The sequence below is a fragment of the Acinetobacter sp. TSRC1-2 genome (genome assembly GCF_049895885.1).
Lineage (GTDB): Bacteria > Pseudomonadota > Gammaproteobacteria > Pseudomonadales > Moraxellaceae > Acinetobacter.
Genome location: NZ_JAFCTF010000021.1, coordinates 1 through 18,025 on the forward strand (window position 1 = coordinate 1; position 18,025 = coordinate 18,025).

The 18,025-nt window shown below is 34.1% G+C and carries 14 protein-coding genes and 5 pseudogenes; 6 read left to right on the forward strand and 13 right to left on the reverse strand.

The window, feature by feature from the left end; translation table 11 throughout:
- Positions 1 to 280: 280 nt before the first annotated feature.
- The 5 genes and pseudogenes from ACP69Y_RS15825 to ACP69Y_RS15845 all read right to left on the reverse strand — a co-directional run bounded on the left by ACP69Y_RS15825 (position 281) and on the right by ACP69Y_RS15845 (position 5,089).
- On the reverse strand, positions 281 to 994 hold the full coding sequence (locus ACP69Y_RS15825; RefSeq protein WP_425919429.1) for an SDR family oxidoreductase: 714 nt from the start codon (positions 992 to 994) through the stop codon (positions 281 to 283).
- Positions 995 to 1,091: 97 nt separating this feature from the next.
- Positions 1,092 to 2,306: an alpha/beta hydrolase family protein gene (locus tag ACP69Y_RS15830; RefSeq protein WP_425919406.1), complete on the reverse strand. Its 1,215-nt coding sequence runs from the start codon at positions 2,304 to 2,306 to the stop codon at positions 1,092 to 1,094.
- A gap of 627 nt (positions 2,307 to 2,933) precedes the next feature.
- Positions 2,934 to 3,046: pseudogene (locus ACP69Y_RS15835) on the reverse strand (transcriptional regulator); the annotation flags it as partial.
- A gap of 52 nt (positions 3,047 to 3,098) precedes the next feature.
- A pseudogene (locus ACP69Y_RS15840) lies at positions 3,099 to 3,348 on the reverse strand (metal/formaldehyde-sensitive transcriptional repressor).
- A 1,042-nt stretch (positions 3,349 to 4,390) separates the two neighbouring features.
- Positions 4,391 to 5,089, reverse strand: coding sequence for a hypothetical protein (locus tag ACP69Y_RS15845; protein ID WP_425919408.1), 699 nt, complete (start codon positions 5,087 to 5,089; stop codon positions 4,391 to 4,393).
- Between the two features lie 675 nt (positions 5,090 to 5,764).
- On the opposite strand from ACP69Y_RS15845, the gene ACP69Y_RS15850 reads away from it, so the two are divergent.
- The 4 genes from ACP69Y_RS15850 (at position 5,765) to ACP69Y_RS15865 (ending at position 10,593) form a co-directional block, all read left to right on the forward strand.
- On the forward strand, positions 5,765 to 6,715 hold the full coding sequence (locus ACP69Y_RS15850) for a MobA/MobL family protein (RefSeq protein ID WP_425919409.1): 951 nt from the start codon (positions 5,765 to 5,767) through the stop codon (positions 6,713 to 6,715).
- A gap of 897 nt (positions 6,716 to 7,612) precedes the next feature.
- Positions 7,613 to 8,221 carry a hypothetical protein gene (locus ACP69Y_RS15855; RefSeq protein ID WP_425919410.1) on the forward strand — a complete coding sequence of 203 codons (609 nt, stop codon included), beginning with the start codon at positions 7,613 to 7,615 and terminating at the stop codon, positions 8,219 to 8,221.
- Between the two features lie 23 nt (positions 8,222 to 8,244).
- A complete protein-coding gene (locus tag ACP69Y_RS15860) occupies positions 8,245 to 9,549 on the forward strand; it encodes a CAP domain-containing protein (RefSeq protein WP_425919411.1) in 1,305 nt (434 codons plus the stop codon).
- A 414-nt stretch (positions 9,550 to 9,963) separates the two neighbouring features.
- Entirely contained in the window at positions 9,964 to 10,593 is a 630-nt protein-coding gene (locus ACP69Y_RS15865; protein ID WP_425919412.1) for a DUF6088 family protein, read from the forward strand.
- Positions 10,594 to 10,688: 95 nt separating this feature from the next.
- On the opposite strand, the pseudogene ACP69Y_RS15870 reads toward ACP69Y_RS15865, so the two are convergent.
- The 3 genes and pseudogenes from ACP69Y_RS15870 to ACP69Y_RS15880 all read right to left on the reverse strand — a co-directional run.
- A pseudogene (locus tag ACP69Y_RS15870) lies at positions 10,689 to 10,868 on the reverse strand (ISNCY family transposase); the annotation flags it as partial.
- A 414-nt stretch (positions 10,869 to 11,282) separates the two neighbouring features.
- Entirely contained in the window at positions 11,283 to 11,582 is a 300-nt protein-coding gene (locus tag ACP69Y_RS15875) for a hypothetical protein (protein WP_425919413.1), read from the reverse strand.
- A gap of 2 nt (positions 11,583 to 11,584) precedes the next feature.
- Entirely contained in the window at positions 11,585 to 12,223 is a 639-nt protein-coding gene (locus ACP69Y_RS15880; RefSeq protein ID WP_425919414.1) for an AAA family ATPase, read from the reverse strand.
- Positions 12,224 to 12,624: 401 nt separating this feature from the next.
- Between ACP69Y_RS15880 and repM the strand changes: the two genes are divergently transcribed.
- Positions 12,625 to 13,569, forward strand: coding sequence for a replication initiation protein RepM (gene repM, locus ACP69Y_RS15885; protein ID WP_425919415.1), 945 nt, complete (start codon positions 12,625 to 12,627; stop codon positions 13,567 to 13,569).
- Between the two features lie 39 nt (positions 13,570 to 13,608).
- On the opposite strand, the pseudogene ACP69Y_RS15890 reads toward repM, so the two are convergent.
- From ACP69Y_RS15890 to ACP69Y_RS15905, 4 genes and pseudogenes are all read right to left on the reverse strand, one after another.
- Positions 13,609 to 14,334: pseudogene (locus tag ACP69Y_RS15890) on the reverse strand (IS3 family transposase); the annotation flags it as partial.
- A 1,264-nt stretch (positions 14,335 to 15,598) separates the two neighbouring features.
- The gene (locus ACP69Y_RS15895) at positions 15,599 to 15,826 is read right to left on the reverse strand and encodes a hypothetical protein (RefSeq protein ID WP_425919416.1); all 228 of its coding nucleotides are present in this window, start codon (positions 15,824 to 15,826) and stop codon (positions 15,599 to 15,601) included.
- A gap of 126 nt (positions 15,827 to 15,952) precedes the next feature.
- Positions 15,953 to 16,174, reverse strand: a complete 222-nt coding sequence (locus ACP69Y_RS15900) for a TA system antitoxin ParD family protein (RefSeq protein ID WP_425919417.1) — start codon at positions 16,172 to 16,174, stop codon at positions 15,953 to 15,955.
- 342 nt (positions 16,175 to 16,516) lie between these two features.
- Positions 16,517 to 16,840 carry a hypothetical protein gene (locus tag ACP69Y_RS15905; RefSeq protein ID WP_425919418.1) on the reverse strand — a complete coding sequence of 108 codons (324 nt, stop codon included), beginning with the start codon at positions 16,838 to 16,840 and terminating at the stop codon, positions 16,517 to 16,519.
- A 306-nt stretch (positions 16,841 to 17,146) separates the two neighbouring features.
- Between ACP69Y_RS15905 and ACP69Y_RS15910 the strand changes: the two genes are divergently transcribed.
- Positions 17,147 to 17,470 carry a helix-turn-helix domain-containing protein gene (locus ACP69Y_RS15910; RefSeq protein ID WP_425919420.1) on the forward strand — a complete coding sequence of 108 codons (324 nt, stop codon included), beginning with the start codon at positions 17,147 to 17,149 and terminating at the stop codon, positions 17,468 to 17,470.
- Positions 17,471 to 17,566: 96 nt separating this feature from the next.
- Here ACP69Y_RS15910 and ACP69Y_RS15915 read toward each other — a convergent pair.
- Positions 17,567 to 18,023 (reverse strand): annotated as a pseudogene (locus ACP69Y_RS15915) (helix-turn-helix domain-containing protein); the annotation flags it as partial.
- Between the last annotated feature and the right edge of the window lie 2 nt (positions 18,024 to 18,025).

The following is an 18,025-nucleotide window of genomic DNA, read 5'->3' on the forward strand; positions in this document are numbered from 1 at the left end:
CCATGGTGATAAAAACCATCATAAACCAGACATTTTTATTGGTGAGAATATAGACACTTTAAATGGGTTCTAACAAACTGATTTCGTATAAGGCTATTATGTTAAATAGCTAGATTTAGTTGAGATATGTGTAGCAGCTTTAAGCCTATTGCTATGCAACCAAATACAGATTGCCCCTCATATTCAATTTATAAGAATTTTAGGTTTTAGACAGCACTCTTTAATCAAGTGTTTGTACACCACCACCATTTACAAATAAGGTTTGTCCAGAAACCCATGATTAAATAGGTGAGGCAAAGAATAACACAGCTCTCGCGATATCTTCGGGTTCACCTAATCGTTGTAATGGTGTATGGGAGAGCATTCTTTTTTCAATCTCAGGCTTCAGTACTTTTTCTAATGCTGCGGTACGAATCGCTCCAGGTCCTACAGCATTAATACGTATATTTGGACCAAAATCATGTGCCAAATTAGCAACCATATGGTTTAAAGCTGCTTTTGATGATGCATATCCGCTCATAGCAGGGCTTTTATTAATTGAACTCATAGAGCTGATATTTATTATTGAGCCGTAACCAGCTTTATTCATATGCGGTGCGACGAGTTGACACAATCGCCAAACAGCAAACACATTAAGCTGAAAATCACGTTCTATAGTATCTACGGTAATTTGATCAGGAGATTCACGGCCACCGCCACCTCCTCCAGCATTGTTAACTAAGATGTGAATGTGACCAAAAGTTTCGATTGTTTTATTCACTGCATTGACCAATTGATCATCTTGCAGAATATTACATGCAACATATTCTATGTTGCGTCCAGTGAGCTTCTTTATTTCTTCAGCTGTATGTTTAGCTGCTTCTAAATTTAAATCGGCAATCATAACGTCCGAGCCTGCTTGTGCAAGAATGAGAGCACTGGCTTTCCCAATACCTGCTGCACCGCCTGTTACAAGTGCTATTTTATTCGTCAGTGATAATAAACTTTGTGGCATCATTTTGATTTATTTCCGTTTGTATATTAAAACTCGAAATATTTAATTTTTATACTGCGTAGCTTTATTTTGAGTTCAAAATCCTAAATCTACCGTATCATTTTGAATTGCAGGTATTTACAGTTTTCCCTTGTTCAACTGAATTGATAAAGCTTCCAATCAGGAATTCACTTTGTCTTAAAGAGTCACGATGATCTCCATTCTTGACGGGGTGAAAGGAAATAGGTTTTTGCTTCTTACATACTTGCTGATAGTAAGCATAAGTACCACGGTAATCTACAAGCTGATCTTTATCACCTTGTACAATTAGAATCGGCACAGTAGGTGTCATATTCTCAATAGACTGTTTTTTTAAATAATTTGTCAAAGGTGTCAAATTTACATTCGGTTTAAAAACTGTTTTAGGTGCTGCCTTTAGATCAGATTGTAATTCTGACAAACAGCGATTACGTGCATAATTAAGAATTTTTCCCATGTCTGGGCTAACTAAATTTGCTGGAGCTAGGCTAGGATCTGCTGCTTCTGCTCCAAGAAGAACGATTGGAAAAAATGCGGCAACATCGGTGGTGATTTGCGGATTACTGGCAACATATTCAGCAATTCCCTCATATTGGTACCCACCTGGTGCGAGTACAATTGCCCCACGCAGATTAAATTCAGGTGCATCTTTCTGGCCTTCCGCTGCAACCTTCAGAGATGCTGCACCTCCTTGACTATGCCCCATTACATACCAGTTTTTACTAAATTTATAGGGTTGTAAATGGTGGGTTGCCCGGACAGCATCAACGACAGTGTGCAACTGACTTTGTGCGTTCATATATGGATGTCCACCTGGGGTACCTAAACCCTGATAATCAGGTGCGACGACTGCATATCCGCGAGCAAGCCAGGCATTTAGTGCTTTAGCAGCAATTTGTTGATAGACATGGACTGGGCCGCCGGCATAATCTCCAGAAGGGGCACAAGTATCTGCTACACCAGTTGTACCATGAGCCCAAGCAAGAACAGGCCAACCTCCTTGGGGTACTTTACCTTTAGGCAGTAAGAGATATCCTGAAGTTACAATTGGTTCAGACTGTACTCCGCGACTACGGTAAGTGATTAAGAACCGCTGTGAAGCATTCGTAAATAGATCGATATTCTCTTCTTGTATGGATAAGATTGTTCCTGGCGTTTTGCTAGAGATATTAGATGTTTGGACTTTACTATTATTGGGAAAGACAGGAGAGGCTATTGCATATGTTGAATTTAAGCATAGACAGCTTACGACCAATTTTAGAATGGGATATTTAATTTTCATCACTGGCACCATCTTTCTTTTTTATAATATAAATTATAATGTATCAGCTTTATCTAGCTTTCTAAACAAAGTATTAAAAACTCGGTATGAGCCTAAGTTTTATAGTGATGATTGAAGGCTTCTTTTATTATGTTACTTTCACAAAGATTATAAAACTTTCTAAAATTAACATAATGGTGCTTATACGGAATTAATAAAAATAGTGTTAAATTTCAAAAAGTTATGCTATAAATAATCGGGGACGCAAACTTAAAAAGCCGGCTTGGAAACAAGTCGGCTTTTTTTTAAACAGTTTTGATAGTTATTGCTAATAAGTTTGTTTAAAAAGTAGTCAATTTGGGGATTTTTGCCCAATTTACAAGGCTCCTGGATCTGAAATTATCCCCATTTCTTGTGGATAAAATTCAGGCTGTTTTGTACGTATATGCTCACACCAATCTCTGCCCTTTGCGGCTGTCCATGACCAGGAAATTTTTCTATGATGAAGTCATGAAGGAATAGGAAGTTCCGGAACAAAAAACAATAATAATAAGTTCAAACACCAGGAACGTGAGGTAGCACAGCAGCTACCACAGATCGCACAATAAAAAACCCTGACAGGATGTCGGGGTTTTTTATTGTGCGATCTGTGTCTTAGCTTTAAATCAAGCTTAGATGTGCATCCAGAATACGAATTAAAGTCGCTGCTGGTCCTGTTTCTGTAGCGTTCTTGCGCTGATATGGAGACGTGCTGCAAATTCAACTTGGCTTAGCCATCGCTAATAAAGCAACCATTGTGTAAATAGAGCAAAATATATTAAAAAATTAGCTATAATTTTTTAATATTTCTAAGAATACTTTCAACTCTTCTTGATTATATTCACCTTCTAAAACATGTGTCTTTAAGTGCTCTTGTATTAATTCATTCATAAGGCCATTAATAGCCCCTTTTATAGCTGCTACTTGTTGTAGTGTTGCTATGCAAGATAATGAGTGAATCATGAACAGCATTCATCTGACCTCGTAATCTTTTGATTCTATTTAAAATTTTTTTATTGGTCTGCAAGTGGCTCATAGGTTAACTCAACTAAAGAGCTTAATAGATTTCCAAAAACTGGCTTAGACTATCATAGTCCTTAATAGACCACTGATTTTGTAGGGGAAAGCTTTTTTATGTCACGTATAAATCTAAGACTTGCTTTAAACGTACCTAAATCAATGTTCCAGGGCTTCTAAAACTTTGATTTTAGGTTCAGGATTTTGGTCACCATGACGTTACTTTGGGGTGTACTCTATAAATACATAAATTTTATTATTCATTAAAGAGTTCCACATCACTCAACACATAAGCTTTGATTTTAGAAAAATAGTTCATGCCTTAATGCAACATAATTTTTGATTGGAAAAGTTAATAAGAAAAAAATGCTATTTGTATGGCTGTGTTGGACAAGTATTTGAAATGTTAGAGCATTCATCAATAACCAAAATTCTAGTTATAACTCGATAATTTTTTGCCTAATTTTGTAAATTTATTGAGTACCGTTAAACGTGTATGTTCCCTCTTAAATCTTTGATCAGTTTTTATTTAGGATTAGTCGTCAGGCGGTATACCGGTATTTAAAAGCAGGTGATTAACTCAGTTGAAATTAGCTGTTATATTTATTTTAGCTTATAAAAATCATACATTGTGATAAAACCATGTAAAAACCATTCAAGGTTAAATGAGCTCTGATCATTTACTATCCTATTAAATCTATATAAAAATTTAATTCAATTTTATAGAAAGTATATTATCTTAATACTTTAAAAGACTTGACTAAATAAAGCCCCTATTTATAATAAAAATATCTTCAAAAAAGACATTACTAAATTATTAAAAAAAGATGATATAGCCTTAAAAATCAAAAAAATAATTTTACATTTTAATCTATTTAACAGCTATATAATTTTAATTATTTTCTTCCAATATTTTTATAAAAAATTTAATATATATTTATAAATAAATCAATTTAATTTTTCATTATGCAAATAAATTAATAATATTATTAAAAACGTATGCTGCTTAGCCGACCTATAAAAACGGTCGGCTAATAACGTATACTACTTTTTCTGTTAATTTACTCATTATAAATCTGAAAAGGATTATTTGGATTAATTAAAATAGAGTTCTTTTTGTTATTGAACTCTCTACCGATTTCGGAAATGTTAAATTCATTAATTTCTGCATCAGATAATAAATCTTTTCCGAAATAATCATGCATTAGATGCAATTTTACCATTTCAAATAAAGTTTCAAGTGGGTCATCATCAATCCCATATAAGTTAAAAAATGAAAGAAATGTTGCACCAATAAAAAATTTTTTATGATCTTTCATTTTTTTATCTTTTACTTTTTGTTTTTTTTCTAAATCATTATCAGCAGCTAATATATTCTGATGAATATTTATTTTCATATCTGGTGGTAAATTAGACATATAATTTTCTAACATTTTCTCAGCTACTCGATAATGTTCGATAACCGGTGGGATAACTTCTTCTATATAGCTGTAATCTAAAATATCTTTTTCTATAGTTGTAATTTTGTTCGGATCTTTTCGATATATTGTTACCAGTACTTCATTAATTTTAATTCTTTTTTGAATGTACTGATATGTTTTTTTCAATAATAATATTTCTTTATGAGTTAAATCTTTTAAATCTTTTTGATCAATCAATTTAAGAACAGTGAAATGAGATTTTTCAAAAGCGGGATAGATTCTAGCAAAATCGAGTATTGCATAAATGTGATCTGTACTTGTTAATGCTTTGCGACTCATCGTGATAATTCCTCAAAAAATAAAAAATTTATATCATAAGTCCAATTTTAAAATTGAGATATGTTCGAATTTTGAAAAAATTTCTACTCTTTTTTTACTACTCTCTTTTAGTTTACTTTTAATTTGCTGCTAGTTTAACTGCTAGTAATGAGAGATAAAAATCTTCTTTTGCGAATGCAAAAAGAAGATTTTTATCTCGTCTCCGTGTTCATTAAAATTCGCTTATCAGCGAATTTTAATGAACACTACACCTCGTCCTGCGGAGCCCTATTAGTTTATAAGTTACTGTTTTAAAAAAAGTTATAAATATTTATCAAATTTTCATTTGAGTGTGTTACACGATAGCTTTACCCGTGTTACACGATAAAATGAGCGAAAATAGACAGTGTTACACGATAACTTTACCCGTGTTACACGATAGAATGAGCGAAAATAGACAGTGTTACACGATAGAATGAGTGAAAAATAGACAGTGTTACACGATAGTTTTAAGAATTTGATGAAATCTTCATACATAATTTAAATGAATTTTAAAAATCTAATTATTAGTTTGACTATGCTAATACGTATTTTTAAATAGCTTAAATTATTTTTGAGTTTTCTATATGAAACGAATAATTTTTTTAAAAAATTTTATATGATCTCTGCTCTTTATTAAAATTGTAGAGTTCATATATGTATTATTTTGATTTACGTCATAATCTAAAAAAAGTAAAAAGTGAGCGTAAAAATACGCGTAGAAATAAATTTAGACACTCATCAAAAGCTGCTTATCACTATATTACTCGTACTTTGCATTTTTCAACGCATAAACAAGATGTTGAAGAGTTAGAATGTACAGCATCAGCTAATATGCCAAAATGGGCGGAAGATAATCCTGAATTTTTTTGGAATGCTGCAGATCAATACGAGAGTATGAGCGGGCGAACGTCTGCCCACATTACTATCGCCTTGCCTAAAGATCTCAATAAACTAAAACGTTTAGAATTATCTAATCAATTAATACATGAGTTTTGTGATAAATATAAAATGCCATATAGTTTTTCAATTCATAGTCATGTTGCATCACTTGATGAGCGTTATGAACAACCGCATCTGCATTTATTATATTCTGAACGAAGTGTTTTTGATGGAATTGAACGTACACCGGAAAAATTTTTTAAAAAATATTGTCCTAAAAATCCTGGGAAAGGTGGCGCAAAAAAAATTACTGCAGATGTACTAAAACTTGGACGTTATCAAATTAGTCATTATCGTAAAATAACAGAAAAAGTAATAAATAATTTTTTGAAATTATATGCACCAGTTAAAGAGGTAGAAATTTATGGAATTAAGATCGAGGTTGAAAATAAAGTCTCCTGTTTATCAAATGAAGATTATAATCAAAAATATGGTACAAATTTACAAGATGTTCCCCAAATACCGCGTCATTATTTTCATAGTCAAGATCAAAAAATCCAAGATAAAGTTCATAAATTTAAAACCTCAATCAAGAAAATTCGAGAAGCTAATTTATATGAAATTTACAAAAATGAGTATCATCTTGAGTTATCCAAAAAAAATGAATATCAAAATCAGAGTACTTATATTTTTGAAGCGTCAAAAGAAAATAATTTTGAATACTAATCTTAATTTTTAAAGTCCATGATTAACAAATATTATTCTGATTAATCAGTAATTATTATTAAATTAACTATAGTTTTTATACTATTACTTTGTTTAATTAGAATATATTTATTTCATATAAAATACTGAATAAAATGACCACCCATTTTTGAGGCGTTTAGCTCAGAAATAACGTAGTTTTTTGCAACATGAAAGAGCGTTACATATTTCTACCAATAGCTTAAAAACAATGAAAGTTGATCTTCTGCACTTAATTGAGAGGATCTACTTTTAAAAGAAATGCGGCTCTTAAGTAGATCAATTATTAAGTCAAAGATTGATCAATAGAGTTTAATTTGAGCTTATGGGAAAAATCAAAGACTTAACTCAATTCGCCCCCAAAGAATAATGTGAATTTTATCGTATGGTGAAATTGACTAAATTCTTAGATAAAACTAATATGAACTCGCTGGCCTACATTGCCAGTCGGTTTTAGCAGACCGTTGATCCAGCACAGAAAATAGCCCGTCTATTTTTTGTGAACCTTCTCGTCCCCCTTTTTTTCTATGGTAGGGCAGGAGGGGGACGTCTTCGGACGTGCTGGTTCCTTGGATCCCAGTCTGCTAACCCTCTTTTGCTCTGCCACCATTATTTAGCAGTAATTGGTAGAGTTTCTTAAGATTCAAGGAGCTTTTCATGCTGTACCTATCTTTTTTTATTTACGCTTCACCACCTGTTCAGCTTTGTTGTGCCATTCAACAGAGAATACAGCACTCATTTTAATTTCTAAGCTGTATTAAAAAAACATTTATTACGCGAACAATCCCTAAGGTGGATGGCTAAATTACGCCGATAAAAAATACATTTTTTATCTCCCCTGGTGATTGTGAATTGCATTGAACATGTGGGGGAACAACCATGCCTGAATTGACTCAACCTAAAATCATTCCCATCGAAAACCGTCCCAAAAAATCCAAAGTATTTTTAAAATGTGTAGTATTGCCGATGGTCATTTTTCTCATTATTGCCAAAATTTTTTCCTTTAATTGGTTTGGCTACTTGTTCTTTGGCTTCTGGTTGTTCTGGTTTGTGATCACGTATTACTTCTATGAGTATGGAAATACCTTCTTTGATGGGATGACTGAACAACTTAAAGGTCAAGGTGAAAGCTTTAATTATCAAAATCGTGGTGTTTGGATTAACAGTCAGAATAAAACCATCATCCTGTTTGATGAGCCAGATCAACGCTTAGTGAAATATCCATTTAATTATATTACCTCGGTTGGTCACTTCAACTTGGTTGAAGATAAAGTGTCTTATTCCACCACGGTGATCAGTAACCCTATGATGGGAACCCACGTCAATCATCACGAACATAGAAGTCCAATCAAAAGAGAATACCAAATTAATATTGGAACACGTGATCAATTCAAGCCCAATTATTGCCTCAAAGTGCTGTTTCCTTGGCGTAGCCCAAAAATGGCCAGTGAAATCCGCCAACTCCTGTCGGCTGATCATTATCAATAACAATTATAAGAGGCAGTAAAATCATGATGAATTCGAAAAAGTTGATGCCATCTGTCCTGATGCTGGCAATCAGTATCATAACGCTGGGGTGTGGTGGTGGTTCGGGTGGAGATTCTAGTTCATCGAATAACAGTGGAGCAGATGACTCAAACAATGAGAATACTACACCCAAGCCGGTCACCTGTTCAGAAACCCAATATCTGCAAGAGGGTGAATGCAAGAACAAGACCTCGCAAACCCTTCAGCCTTTACAGATTAAGCGATTTATAAAAGGTCAGGCTTACCAGCTCATACTCAAGACGGATCAAGACCTCACGCTCAGTTTCAGCAGTGATCGTCCAGATATTTGCAAATTTGAAAGTGGCGAATTAAAAGCCCTTGATTTAGGCAAATGTAGGTTGAAACTGACTCAGGCTGGAACAAAACAAATTCTGCCATTGAGTACTAGCATGACTGTTGATGTCATTAATGCTGATGCAGAAAGTAATAAAGACTTAAATGCCTGTCAGGCGGGTAGTCCGAGTGAGGCCGATCGCCAACTCTTTATCAATACGCTGAATGAGATTCGTGCATTACATGAACTTCCTAAAGTTGAATACGACTATGCCCATGAAGACCAGATGATGCAAGCATCCATGCTCTTGGCTGTAAATGAAAAGACCTCACATTACCCGGATGCGAGTTGGACCTGCTTTAGTGATATTGGTCTTCAGGGAGCTTCGACATCTAACTTGAATTTTATTCAAGCCTACGAGCATCTAGAAAAGTATGGCGCTGATAAACATCTGGCTAATTGGTTGATAGAAAAGAACTCACCCAATATTGGACATCGACGGTATATCTTAAGTCCGTTTCTGACAAAAGCATCCTATGGTGAAGTATCAAATACCGATGCCAAAAGCTTTCCTACGATCGTGGGAGCTGCTATGAAAACTGTTTATCCGTATGAATCACAAAAATTAATCACGCTAGTAGAGAAAGGCGTTATTGCCTATCCGTATCATAATTATCCAAAGAAATTCTTTCTAAAAAGTGAACCATTATCCCTCTCAATTTTAGTCGATTCACAGAATGCCTACGCCAACAATAAGGTAGACTTTTCCCAGGCGAAGCTGACGGTAGTCAGACGAGATAATCAGCAAATCCAGCCAATTAATAATATCCAGTATGACAATACCAACTATGGTCTGGTTGCCAATAACCTGCAATTTCATTTTAGTTCAATGCAATACAACGTGACTTACGATGTCAAAATTATGAATGTCCTGGTCGATGGAAAAGCTGAGGAATATTCCTACTGGTTTAAAGTCGATGACCCATCAAGTTAAGAAGGAAAATAAGATCACATTTACGATCAAACAACTTATCGTCACCAGCAATACTCTTGTAGGGGCTGTTGAGAATTGGCCAGAGTTAATCATGCGAGCACAAAGATGAATCATGGCGGCAAAACACGAATCCGTTTTGTCGCTACGCATGGCGATGCTTTTGAATTTTTTTAATTTTCAAAAATAACTCTCTATCAGAGGTACTCTTGGGTTTAAATCTTACAACTTTATGCAATTTTACAAATAGCTTGGTACTGACCGCACTCAACAGTATTGACAATAATACAAATCCTTAATTTCATGAATTATCTTCTTTATAGCATATGTATTTTTTTGTCTAAAAAACTATAAGTTAATCAATATTTATTTGTCTGAAACTATTGTACTATTTCAATATATAGATTTGAGAATGTTATGAAAAATGTAGCTCAAGTACATACGACGATTACTAAAAATGTAAAACATCAAATTAGAAAAATTAAACGTGGACGTGTTTTTACCATCAACGATATTAAAGTGGAGACTAGTTCACGCCAGACAATTCAACGCTGCTTATCCCGGATGGTTGAGCAAGGTCTTCTTCAGCGTGTACAAAACGGAATTTATTACAAACCGGAAATAAGCAAATTTTTAAAGGGTAAGCAGATTCCGCCAGATGTTAACGAGGTTATCCAAGTTATTAGCATTAAAAATAGGGAAATCATCCAATTACATGGTGGAGCAGCAGCGAACCGGTTAGGTTTAAGTACTCAAGTGCCTATGCATCGAGTACTTCATACAAGTGGTACAACCAGAGAAATGGAAATTTCCGGGATTAGAGTATATTTCGTGCACACGAATGATGCCAAGTTACTTCAATTTTCAGGTACTAGAGCTGGGCTGGCTATTTCAGCCATGTACTACCTAGGTAAAAATCTAGTCAATAACAAAGTGATTGATCAAATTAAAAGTCGTCTGACTGAGCAAGAATTTAAGCGATTGCGCAAAGCGCATCTTGTAAGCTGGATGCAAAAGGCTCTACAAATGGCAGAAGACAATATTTAATAAATATTAAATATAATCTAAGGCCTAGATTGTTAAAAATTTATTAAACTACGATTATGAACCGTACTGAGTTTGTCAGAGACGGAGTTTGGAATTGATAGTTTGACACGACCGGTATGGGCTAATGTAGCTGGGCTTTGAGCTTTATATTTTTTGCAATGAACGCCGATCTTACATTGTGAAATATACAGTAGCGGAGCAGCTTGGGCTTGAGTTACGTGTTGATCACAGATTTCCTGTAAGACTGACAATCGTTTAAGTTCCTTATGCGACATAGATACAAACATATCAAACCGTCTACTAAGAGAATCGCAAAAGTGCATATTCTAAAAGCGGACATTTTAAATAGTATATCGAATTGTTAGAACCCATTTAAAGTGTCTATATTCTCACCAATAAAAATGTCTGGTTTATGATGGTATCCCTGTGGGCTGGATATAAAAGATAGATGCTGATCACTATGTTGGATGAAGAAATTCAACGTCCTGCTGCTCAGCTACTCCATATTTCAGAACATTAGATCAAACGCTTACTGAAGAAATATAAAGTCCAAGGCCCAGCTGCAAGCCTGTATTTTTATCTGGTTGCCATTATAAAATGTCAACAGACTCTAATCTACGAAAATACTTTTGGAAGCATTGGTTTAAAAAAAGTTACGCAACCAGCATAAGTTACGTAACTTAAACAAGTTATTGCGAAAGTTGTTGATTAACGATTTCCTTCATTTCCTCTGGGCTTTTTAAAGCCAAATTTTCTAATGCGATTCTTACAATACTTGATCTGCTAACACGTGCATTTTGACTTTTAACTACCAGTTCATCAATTAACTGATTAACTTCCTCATTCAAAGAAAATGTACATCTAACAAATTTTTTCTCCTTGGTTTCTAAAGCTCTTACCCTTTTTTCAGCCCCAGATATGAATACTTCCGCTAACTTTTCTTCCGGAGATATTTCAACTTTCTTTTTTAAACCGTTTAATCCAGCCATGATTAAATTCCTAAAAATTCACTAGCAATATTTTTAATTTCTGCTTTTGCTTTTGGATCACTATTTACTTCAAAAACAGAAAGGCCATTTTCATCAGCATCATCATATACATTTCTATTAGTCGTAATTGCATTTAACGCATTTATACCAAATGATTTACATGCATCTTTCGCATCTAAAATTCTTTGAACCTGTGATGGTAACGTCGGACATTGTGTAATAATTGCTCTCGCAATCAGATCTGGATTGACTGTTTTCGCTAATTTTAAAACTTGTTCCATATGTGCTAATGTTTTTAAATCCCTACGCTTTGGTCTAAAAGGCAATAACATATGAGTAGCAATTGTCATTGCAGAACGTAAAGCTTCAGAATCTTGCCCACCAGCATCAATTACAATGTCTTGATATCTACCTTGCAGATCTTTAAGAACTGAACGGATGTTACCTGAAGCTTGAACTGAAGGAATATCTTTTAAATCATCGTTCTCATCACGTTCTTTTATCCAATCAGTTGTTGTTCCTTGAGGATCCGCATCTAATAAAAGAACATCTCTGTTTTTTGTTTGAAGGTATACTGCTATATTTTGAGATAAGCAGCTTTTTCCAGCCCCACCTTTTTCACCACCAACTAATATAATCATATTTTATGTAAGTTACGTAAGTTTAATAATTTAAGTAATTTAAATTGATTTCATATAAAAATCAACTATTGAGACAAACATTTAATTAAAAAGTTATCCACAAGTAATTCTTTTTTATTATTTTATATATTATTTTTAAATTTATATTTTATATATCCTCTGTAACTATTGATATAATTGGGATACAAAGAATTAAAATGGACAAATTCCTACCAATAAATGGACAAATTCCTACCAATAAATGGACAAATTCCTTTATATAAATGGACAAATTCCTTTATATGAGTGGACAGATTCCTTCCATAAGTGGACAGATTCCTTCCATAAAAAAAACACTTCCATTTATGGACGTTAAGTAGTATTGTCCATGTATTGTTAATCAAAAATTTTAGTACTGACATATGGGTAATGTAATTTATAAAGATAATAATTTAATTGAAGCTTCATATGCACTAAATCTTTCAGAACAAAGATTAATTTTAATAGCAATTCTTGCCGCCCGTGAGATTGAGACAGAATTGACGGCTGATACTATGCTAACGATTCATGCCTCGGAATATATGAAACAGTTCAAACTTGGTCGACAATCAGCATACGAAGCATTACAAGCAGCATGTGATAATTTGTTTGAACGTAGACTTAATTATAAAGCGATAGATCCTATTACAGGGAAAAAAGGTGTTTATAAAAGTCGATGGGTAACTAAAGTAGGGTATGTTAAAGAGGCTGCTTGTGTACAGTTGATATTTGCTCCTGATATCCTCCCTCTTTTCATTAAGCTTGAAGAAAAATTTACTAGATATGAACTTAAGCAAATTTCGCAACTTACTAGTGTGTACTCAATTCGATTGTACGAGCTTTTAATACGTTGGAGATCCACAGGTAAGCTGTATGTCCCTATTGCAGATCTTAGAGAAAAATTAGGCTTGCTAGAAGATGAATACTCTCAAATGGGAGATTTTAAAAAGCGCGTTCTAAAGGTGGCTATAGAACAAATCAATAAATTTACTGATATTGAAGTTACTTATACCCAGAAAAAAGAAGGTAGGACTATTACTGATATAGAGTTTTCTTTTTTTGAAAAAGATACGGTTCTAAGGCTCGGGGATAAAGTTCCTGAAAATTTATATAAATTAACAGCAAAACAGATTTCATATTTTGCACAAAAACTTTGCGATATTGATAATAATTCAGATTTTGGACGTGATTTTGGAAAAATAGGCGAAACACAAGAAGATTTTCAGGACAGAATCGAAGCCGAATTAACCGATCAAGAGAATGTTAAAAAATATTTTTCTCATCTATTAAATGTTGGTTATAAACCAAAATATAGGAATCAAAAATAGTTACTGGTTTACTTCCAGTACTCTAGAGATGAGATAGCCTCATTTTGGAAGGACATATACCATAGATGAATAGCTGTTGATTCGATTGTAAAACATCTTGATGTAATCAAACACATTTGCACGGGGCATTTCTTGTGTTTTATAGATCCTATTTTTAATTTTTTCCTTCTTTAAGCTGCTAAAAAAAAGATTTAGAAACAACATTGTCCCAACAGTTGCTTCTACGGCTCATACTCGGCACCAAGTCATGTTTCTGACAGAATTTCTGCTAGTCTCCCCTGGTGTATCGAGCCTTGGTCCGAATGTATGATCCATGTTCATTGGGCCTACGTCTCCATCCCGCCATAAAAAGTGCATCCGAAATAATATCCTTGGTAAACGTAGGTTTTATGACCAACCGATGACTTTTCTCAAATATAGATCAAGAACTACAGCCAAATATAACCAGCTTTGCAAAATACGAATGTAAGTTAAATCATTCACCCCGGAAGTATCTAGGGGTGTTCACAACAAACTCTTGATTTACATGAATTGGCGTAACCGACTGAGGATGAATACTAAAATACCTTCTGTGCTTCTTATATCCTTGGACCGGGGCAATACGTTTTTTTAGTGGTTTTACACTATTTTTTACGCAGTTTCCCCCTCGTTTATTCAGATCTAAGGTGATACGACGATAACTATAAAGGCTGTAATTAGAATCATAAGAATAGTAAATGAGCTGTCGTTTGTCTTCAACAGTCTGCCTAATTCGGGTTCATGTAGTCAGATGTAACCGTCACATCCCCAATTTTTAAATCTTGACCCCTCTTCTTCACCTTACATTGTCTGCAATAGCTCGGATATGACAAAAATGCGTATGTGTCTGGACGGCCATAAGTGGACAAATTCCTGACAGGTAATTTACGTAAGTTAAATAACTTATGATTATTGTGTAATTCGGATGCTGGGTAATCACTTCTGGAGTGATAAACCGCTGAATACAGCTGTTTAACGTTATGCAACTCTGCAATAGCTCGGATATGACAAAAATGCGTATGTGTCTGGACGGCCATAAGTGGACAAATTCCTGACAGGTAATTTACGTAAGTTAAATAACTTATGATTATTGTGTAATTCGGATGCTGGGTAATCACTTCTGGAGTGATAAACCGCTGAATACAGCTGTTTAACGTTATGCAACTCTGCAATAGCTCGGATATGACAAAAATGCGTATGTGTCTGGACGGCCATAAGTGGACAAATTCCTGACAGGTAATTTACGTAAGTTAAATAACTTATGATTATTGTGTAATTCGGATGCTGGGTAATCACTTCTGGAGTGATAAACCGCTGAATACAGCTGTTTAATGTTATGTAACCCAACCCATAACTATCAAATCAGATAAAGCTGTCTACTGAATGATTTATCTATATTCTCAGTTATTATAATGTCGTATTTTTGCTAGTTTAAGGGTTTCTGAAAGCTAATGTATAAGGGAGATGCGATGACAATTAAAGCGAAAAAGCAAATGCGCATCAAACGCTCAAAATGTTATGTTTTTATGCGAGATGATTTTAATGACATTGCGAATTATGACCAAATTGGAAGAGTTCCGAGAAAATTAGTTTAAGAAGATGAACTAATTAAAGTGGGTTATGGCTTTTATACCAAAGTAATAAAAAAATTAAATTACCGGCAAAGTAATACTAACCTGTCCAGAGGCCAGGGATGGAGTGATCTTATAAACATTAAAAAGATGAGAGGGGCAGGTTACGTTGGGGGAGGCTACGGAAAATACTTATCTGGCCGATCTATCGAGATTTTAGCCTTTACTCAAATTAAAACCCTGGGTCATTTTACATCCCAATTGTCTGTAATTCGTAGCTAATTAATGCATGATCTAAAAAATCTGTTAATAAATGTCGCTGAGCTACTGGGTATTGGCGCAATTTCTATTGTTGAAAAATGTTACTTTGTTACTGAATTTTTAAATTTATTTTGAATTATCTTACAAAATAGCCTAAGAATTATACTTAGGCTATCTTTTTAAGAACCAAGTTCATACTCATAACTCTCATCTACCGTGGATTCGTTACGCTTGCTAATTACTGTCGCAGATTGATTTTTGTAAAAATTATCAGCTCTTTCCTCCTTATTTAAAATATCAGGATTTCTAGACTCTAAGCTTAATTCTTTCCTTGGAGATTTTGATCCAGACCTAGCAGTTTTAGCTGGCCAATCACCAACTGGACTACTCTTAATTAAAGCATTCACTTTTTGTTGAGGGGGGCAAATTCAATATTGATATTTTCTGAATCCCTTCCTCTAGACTTTTTTATCTTGATTTGTGAGTTTTTTACTGAGCATTTAAATAATGGAGTTTTACTAATTTTCATTAGACTATCCAAATTTATAAGGTGTAGTTATACTTAATTTTACTTGTGCCATGCCGAGTAAAATTTCGGTTATCTCTTCATAAGTTAAGTCAGGGTTATCTTGTGCAATTTTTCCAATTCTTGCCCAATATTCAACTTGTTTTGTTGCGCTTCGACTATCTGCTTTTCCATAGATTTTAGCTTGATCGATAATATCCTTATCAATTTTAATAGGCTTTGAAGTCATGTTTTGTCCTCATATAATGATATATAAATAATAATTAGAAGGGAAAACTAAATGCAAATTTTTGAAACCTTTTGCAATCACATGCAATAACTAAAAAAGTGATTTATTAGGAATAATAAGGGTGAGTATAGTTCAAATAGGAATAGATAGTAAATTTACACAAGTAAGATGCGCCTAATAATTGGCTTGTAATAAAAGCAATAGAAATAATTAAAATGATGGTTTTTTGCTAAGTTTTTCATTTTTTATCCACTTGTATTGCTATAGAACAAAATTTATAACCATGAATTAATTCCAAACTGATTTTGATGTGAGAAATTAATTCAGGTTAAGGCCTATCCATCACATAGGATAATAAGGCGTGTTCGTCAGATGCCCATAGAAGTTGGTTAAAAGTTGATCATATATATTCTGTAAACTAATTAAAGATACTTGCTGAAATCCATATTCTTCAAAAAATTGATTATCAACAAAATATGCAACAGCTTCATATGTCGTGAGATGGCGTGCAACTTTAAGCTGTTTGCAAAAGCCTGGTTCAAATAGTAATTGTAGGGCCGTAGTGTCGATAATTTTAGAAGCAACTATTTTTGAAATGGTCCGTACATTAAGATTGCGGATTTCAGATCTAATTGATTTAAGAACTACATGAGAGGAACTATTCATAATCGAGCCTTTAAGTGAATAGATTTTTCTTAAAAGAAAAATTTACTTAAATTATTTGTTATGAAAGAATGCAAAGGTAAAACGTCGAAATTTTACAATCTTTCATTTCCTGGGTTTGGAATGAAAGCATGAGTGTCCTATTGTCTAGATAGGTCACTCATGCACATACAATATTGATCATCTAATTTCTCTCCTTAATTTTTAAAAGATGTTTTTTGTCGAAATAGACAATAAAATACTATCAATATTTATATGCAAACTTGTCTATTTAGTCAAGTTTTTATTGTCGATCTATGGTGTTTTATTATGGTGCTTGAAATGGATGCTGATTTGTTCTGTCTAAGACTAAAAGAAATCAGAAAAATGAGAAAAATGACACAGCAAGAATTGGCGGAAAAATCAGGCATGCCATCTACATCAATTACACATTTTGAGGCTGGTTCTCGTAAACCGTCGTTAGAAAATTTTTATAAGTTAGTGGTTGTATTAAATATATCTGCTGATTATTTATTGGGATGTATCGATCAACATACTCATTCAGGGAGCGATCCAATTACAAAATCTATTCAAGCATTACCTGAATCAGAAAGGCAGATGATTGAAAAATTTATCTTGTCGTTACAAAACTAAAATTTTATATCAAAACTGTGTTCCCTCTGTCTCTTGTTAAGATCAATTTGACAAGGGTCAGAGTAGGGTAGTTCCCAATATCTTAGAAATTTACTAGCAGCATTTGGCGGTTTGACCTTCAAACCAGTCACGATAATCAACCATCAATCTAAATCAGCTCAACGAGGCATTCACGATTATAACGTGGCTGATATGCTGGTTTCAGGCGCTTGGAGCGAGGGAGTCCATAAGTCAGCCGCCATTATCCATCAACGTAGGGTTTCCACTGAAAAGTCGAAACCATGCACGGTGGTGAGCTTTTTATTCGCTAAAGCGGATCCGAAACCATGCAATTGATCAGAAACAATATTGAGGCAATTGAGTCTGAGCTCTTCAGGAAACTTGGAATTGCTGATTTGGCCACGTGCAGCTGACCTTGAGCTGTGTATTTCTGCAGTAAGCGTCTGAGCTGACGTTCTGAAATATGAAGTAGCTGAGCAGCCTAGGACTGGGTAATACGATGATCTCGAACGTCTTGCAGAACAGCAAAACGTTGAATTTCTTTATCAGACATAG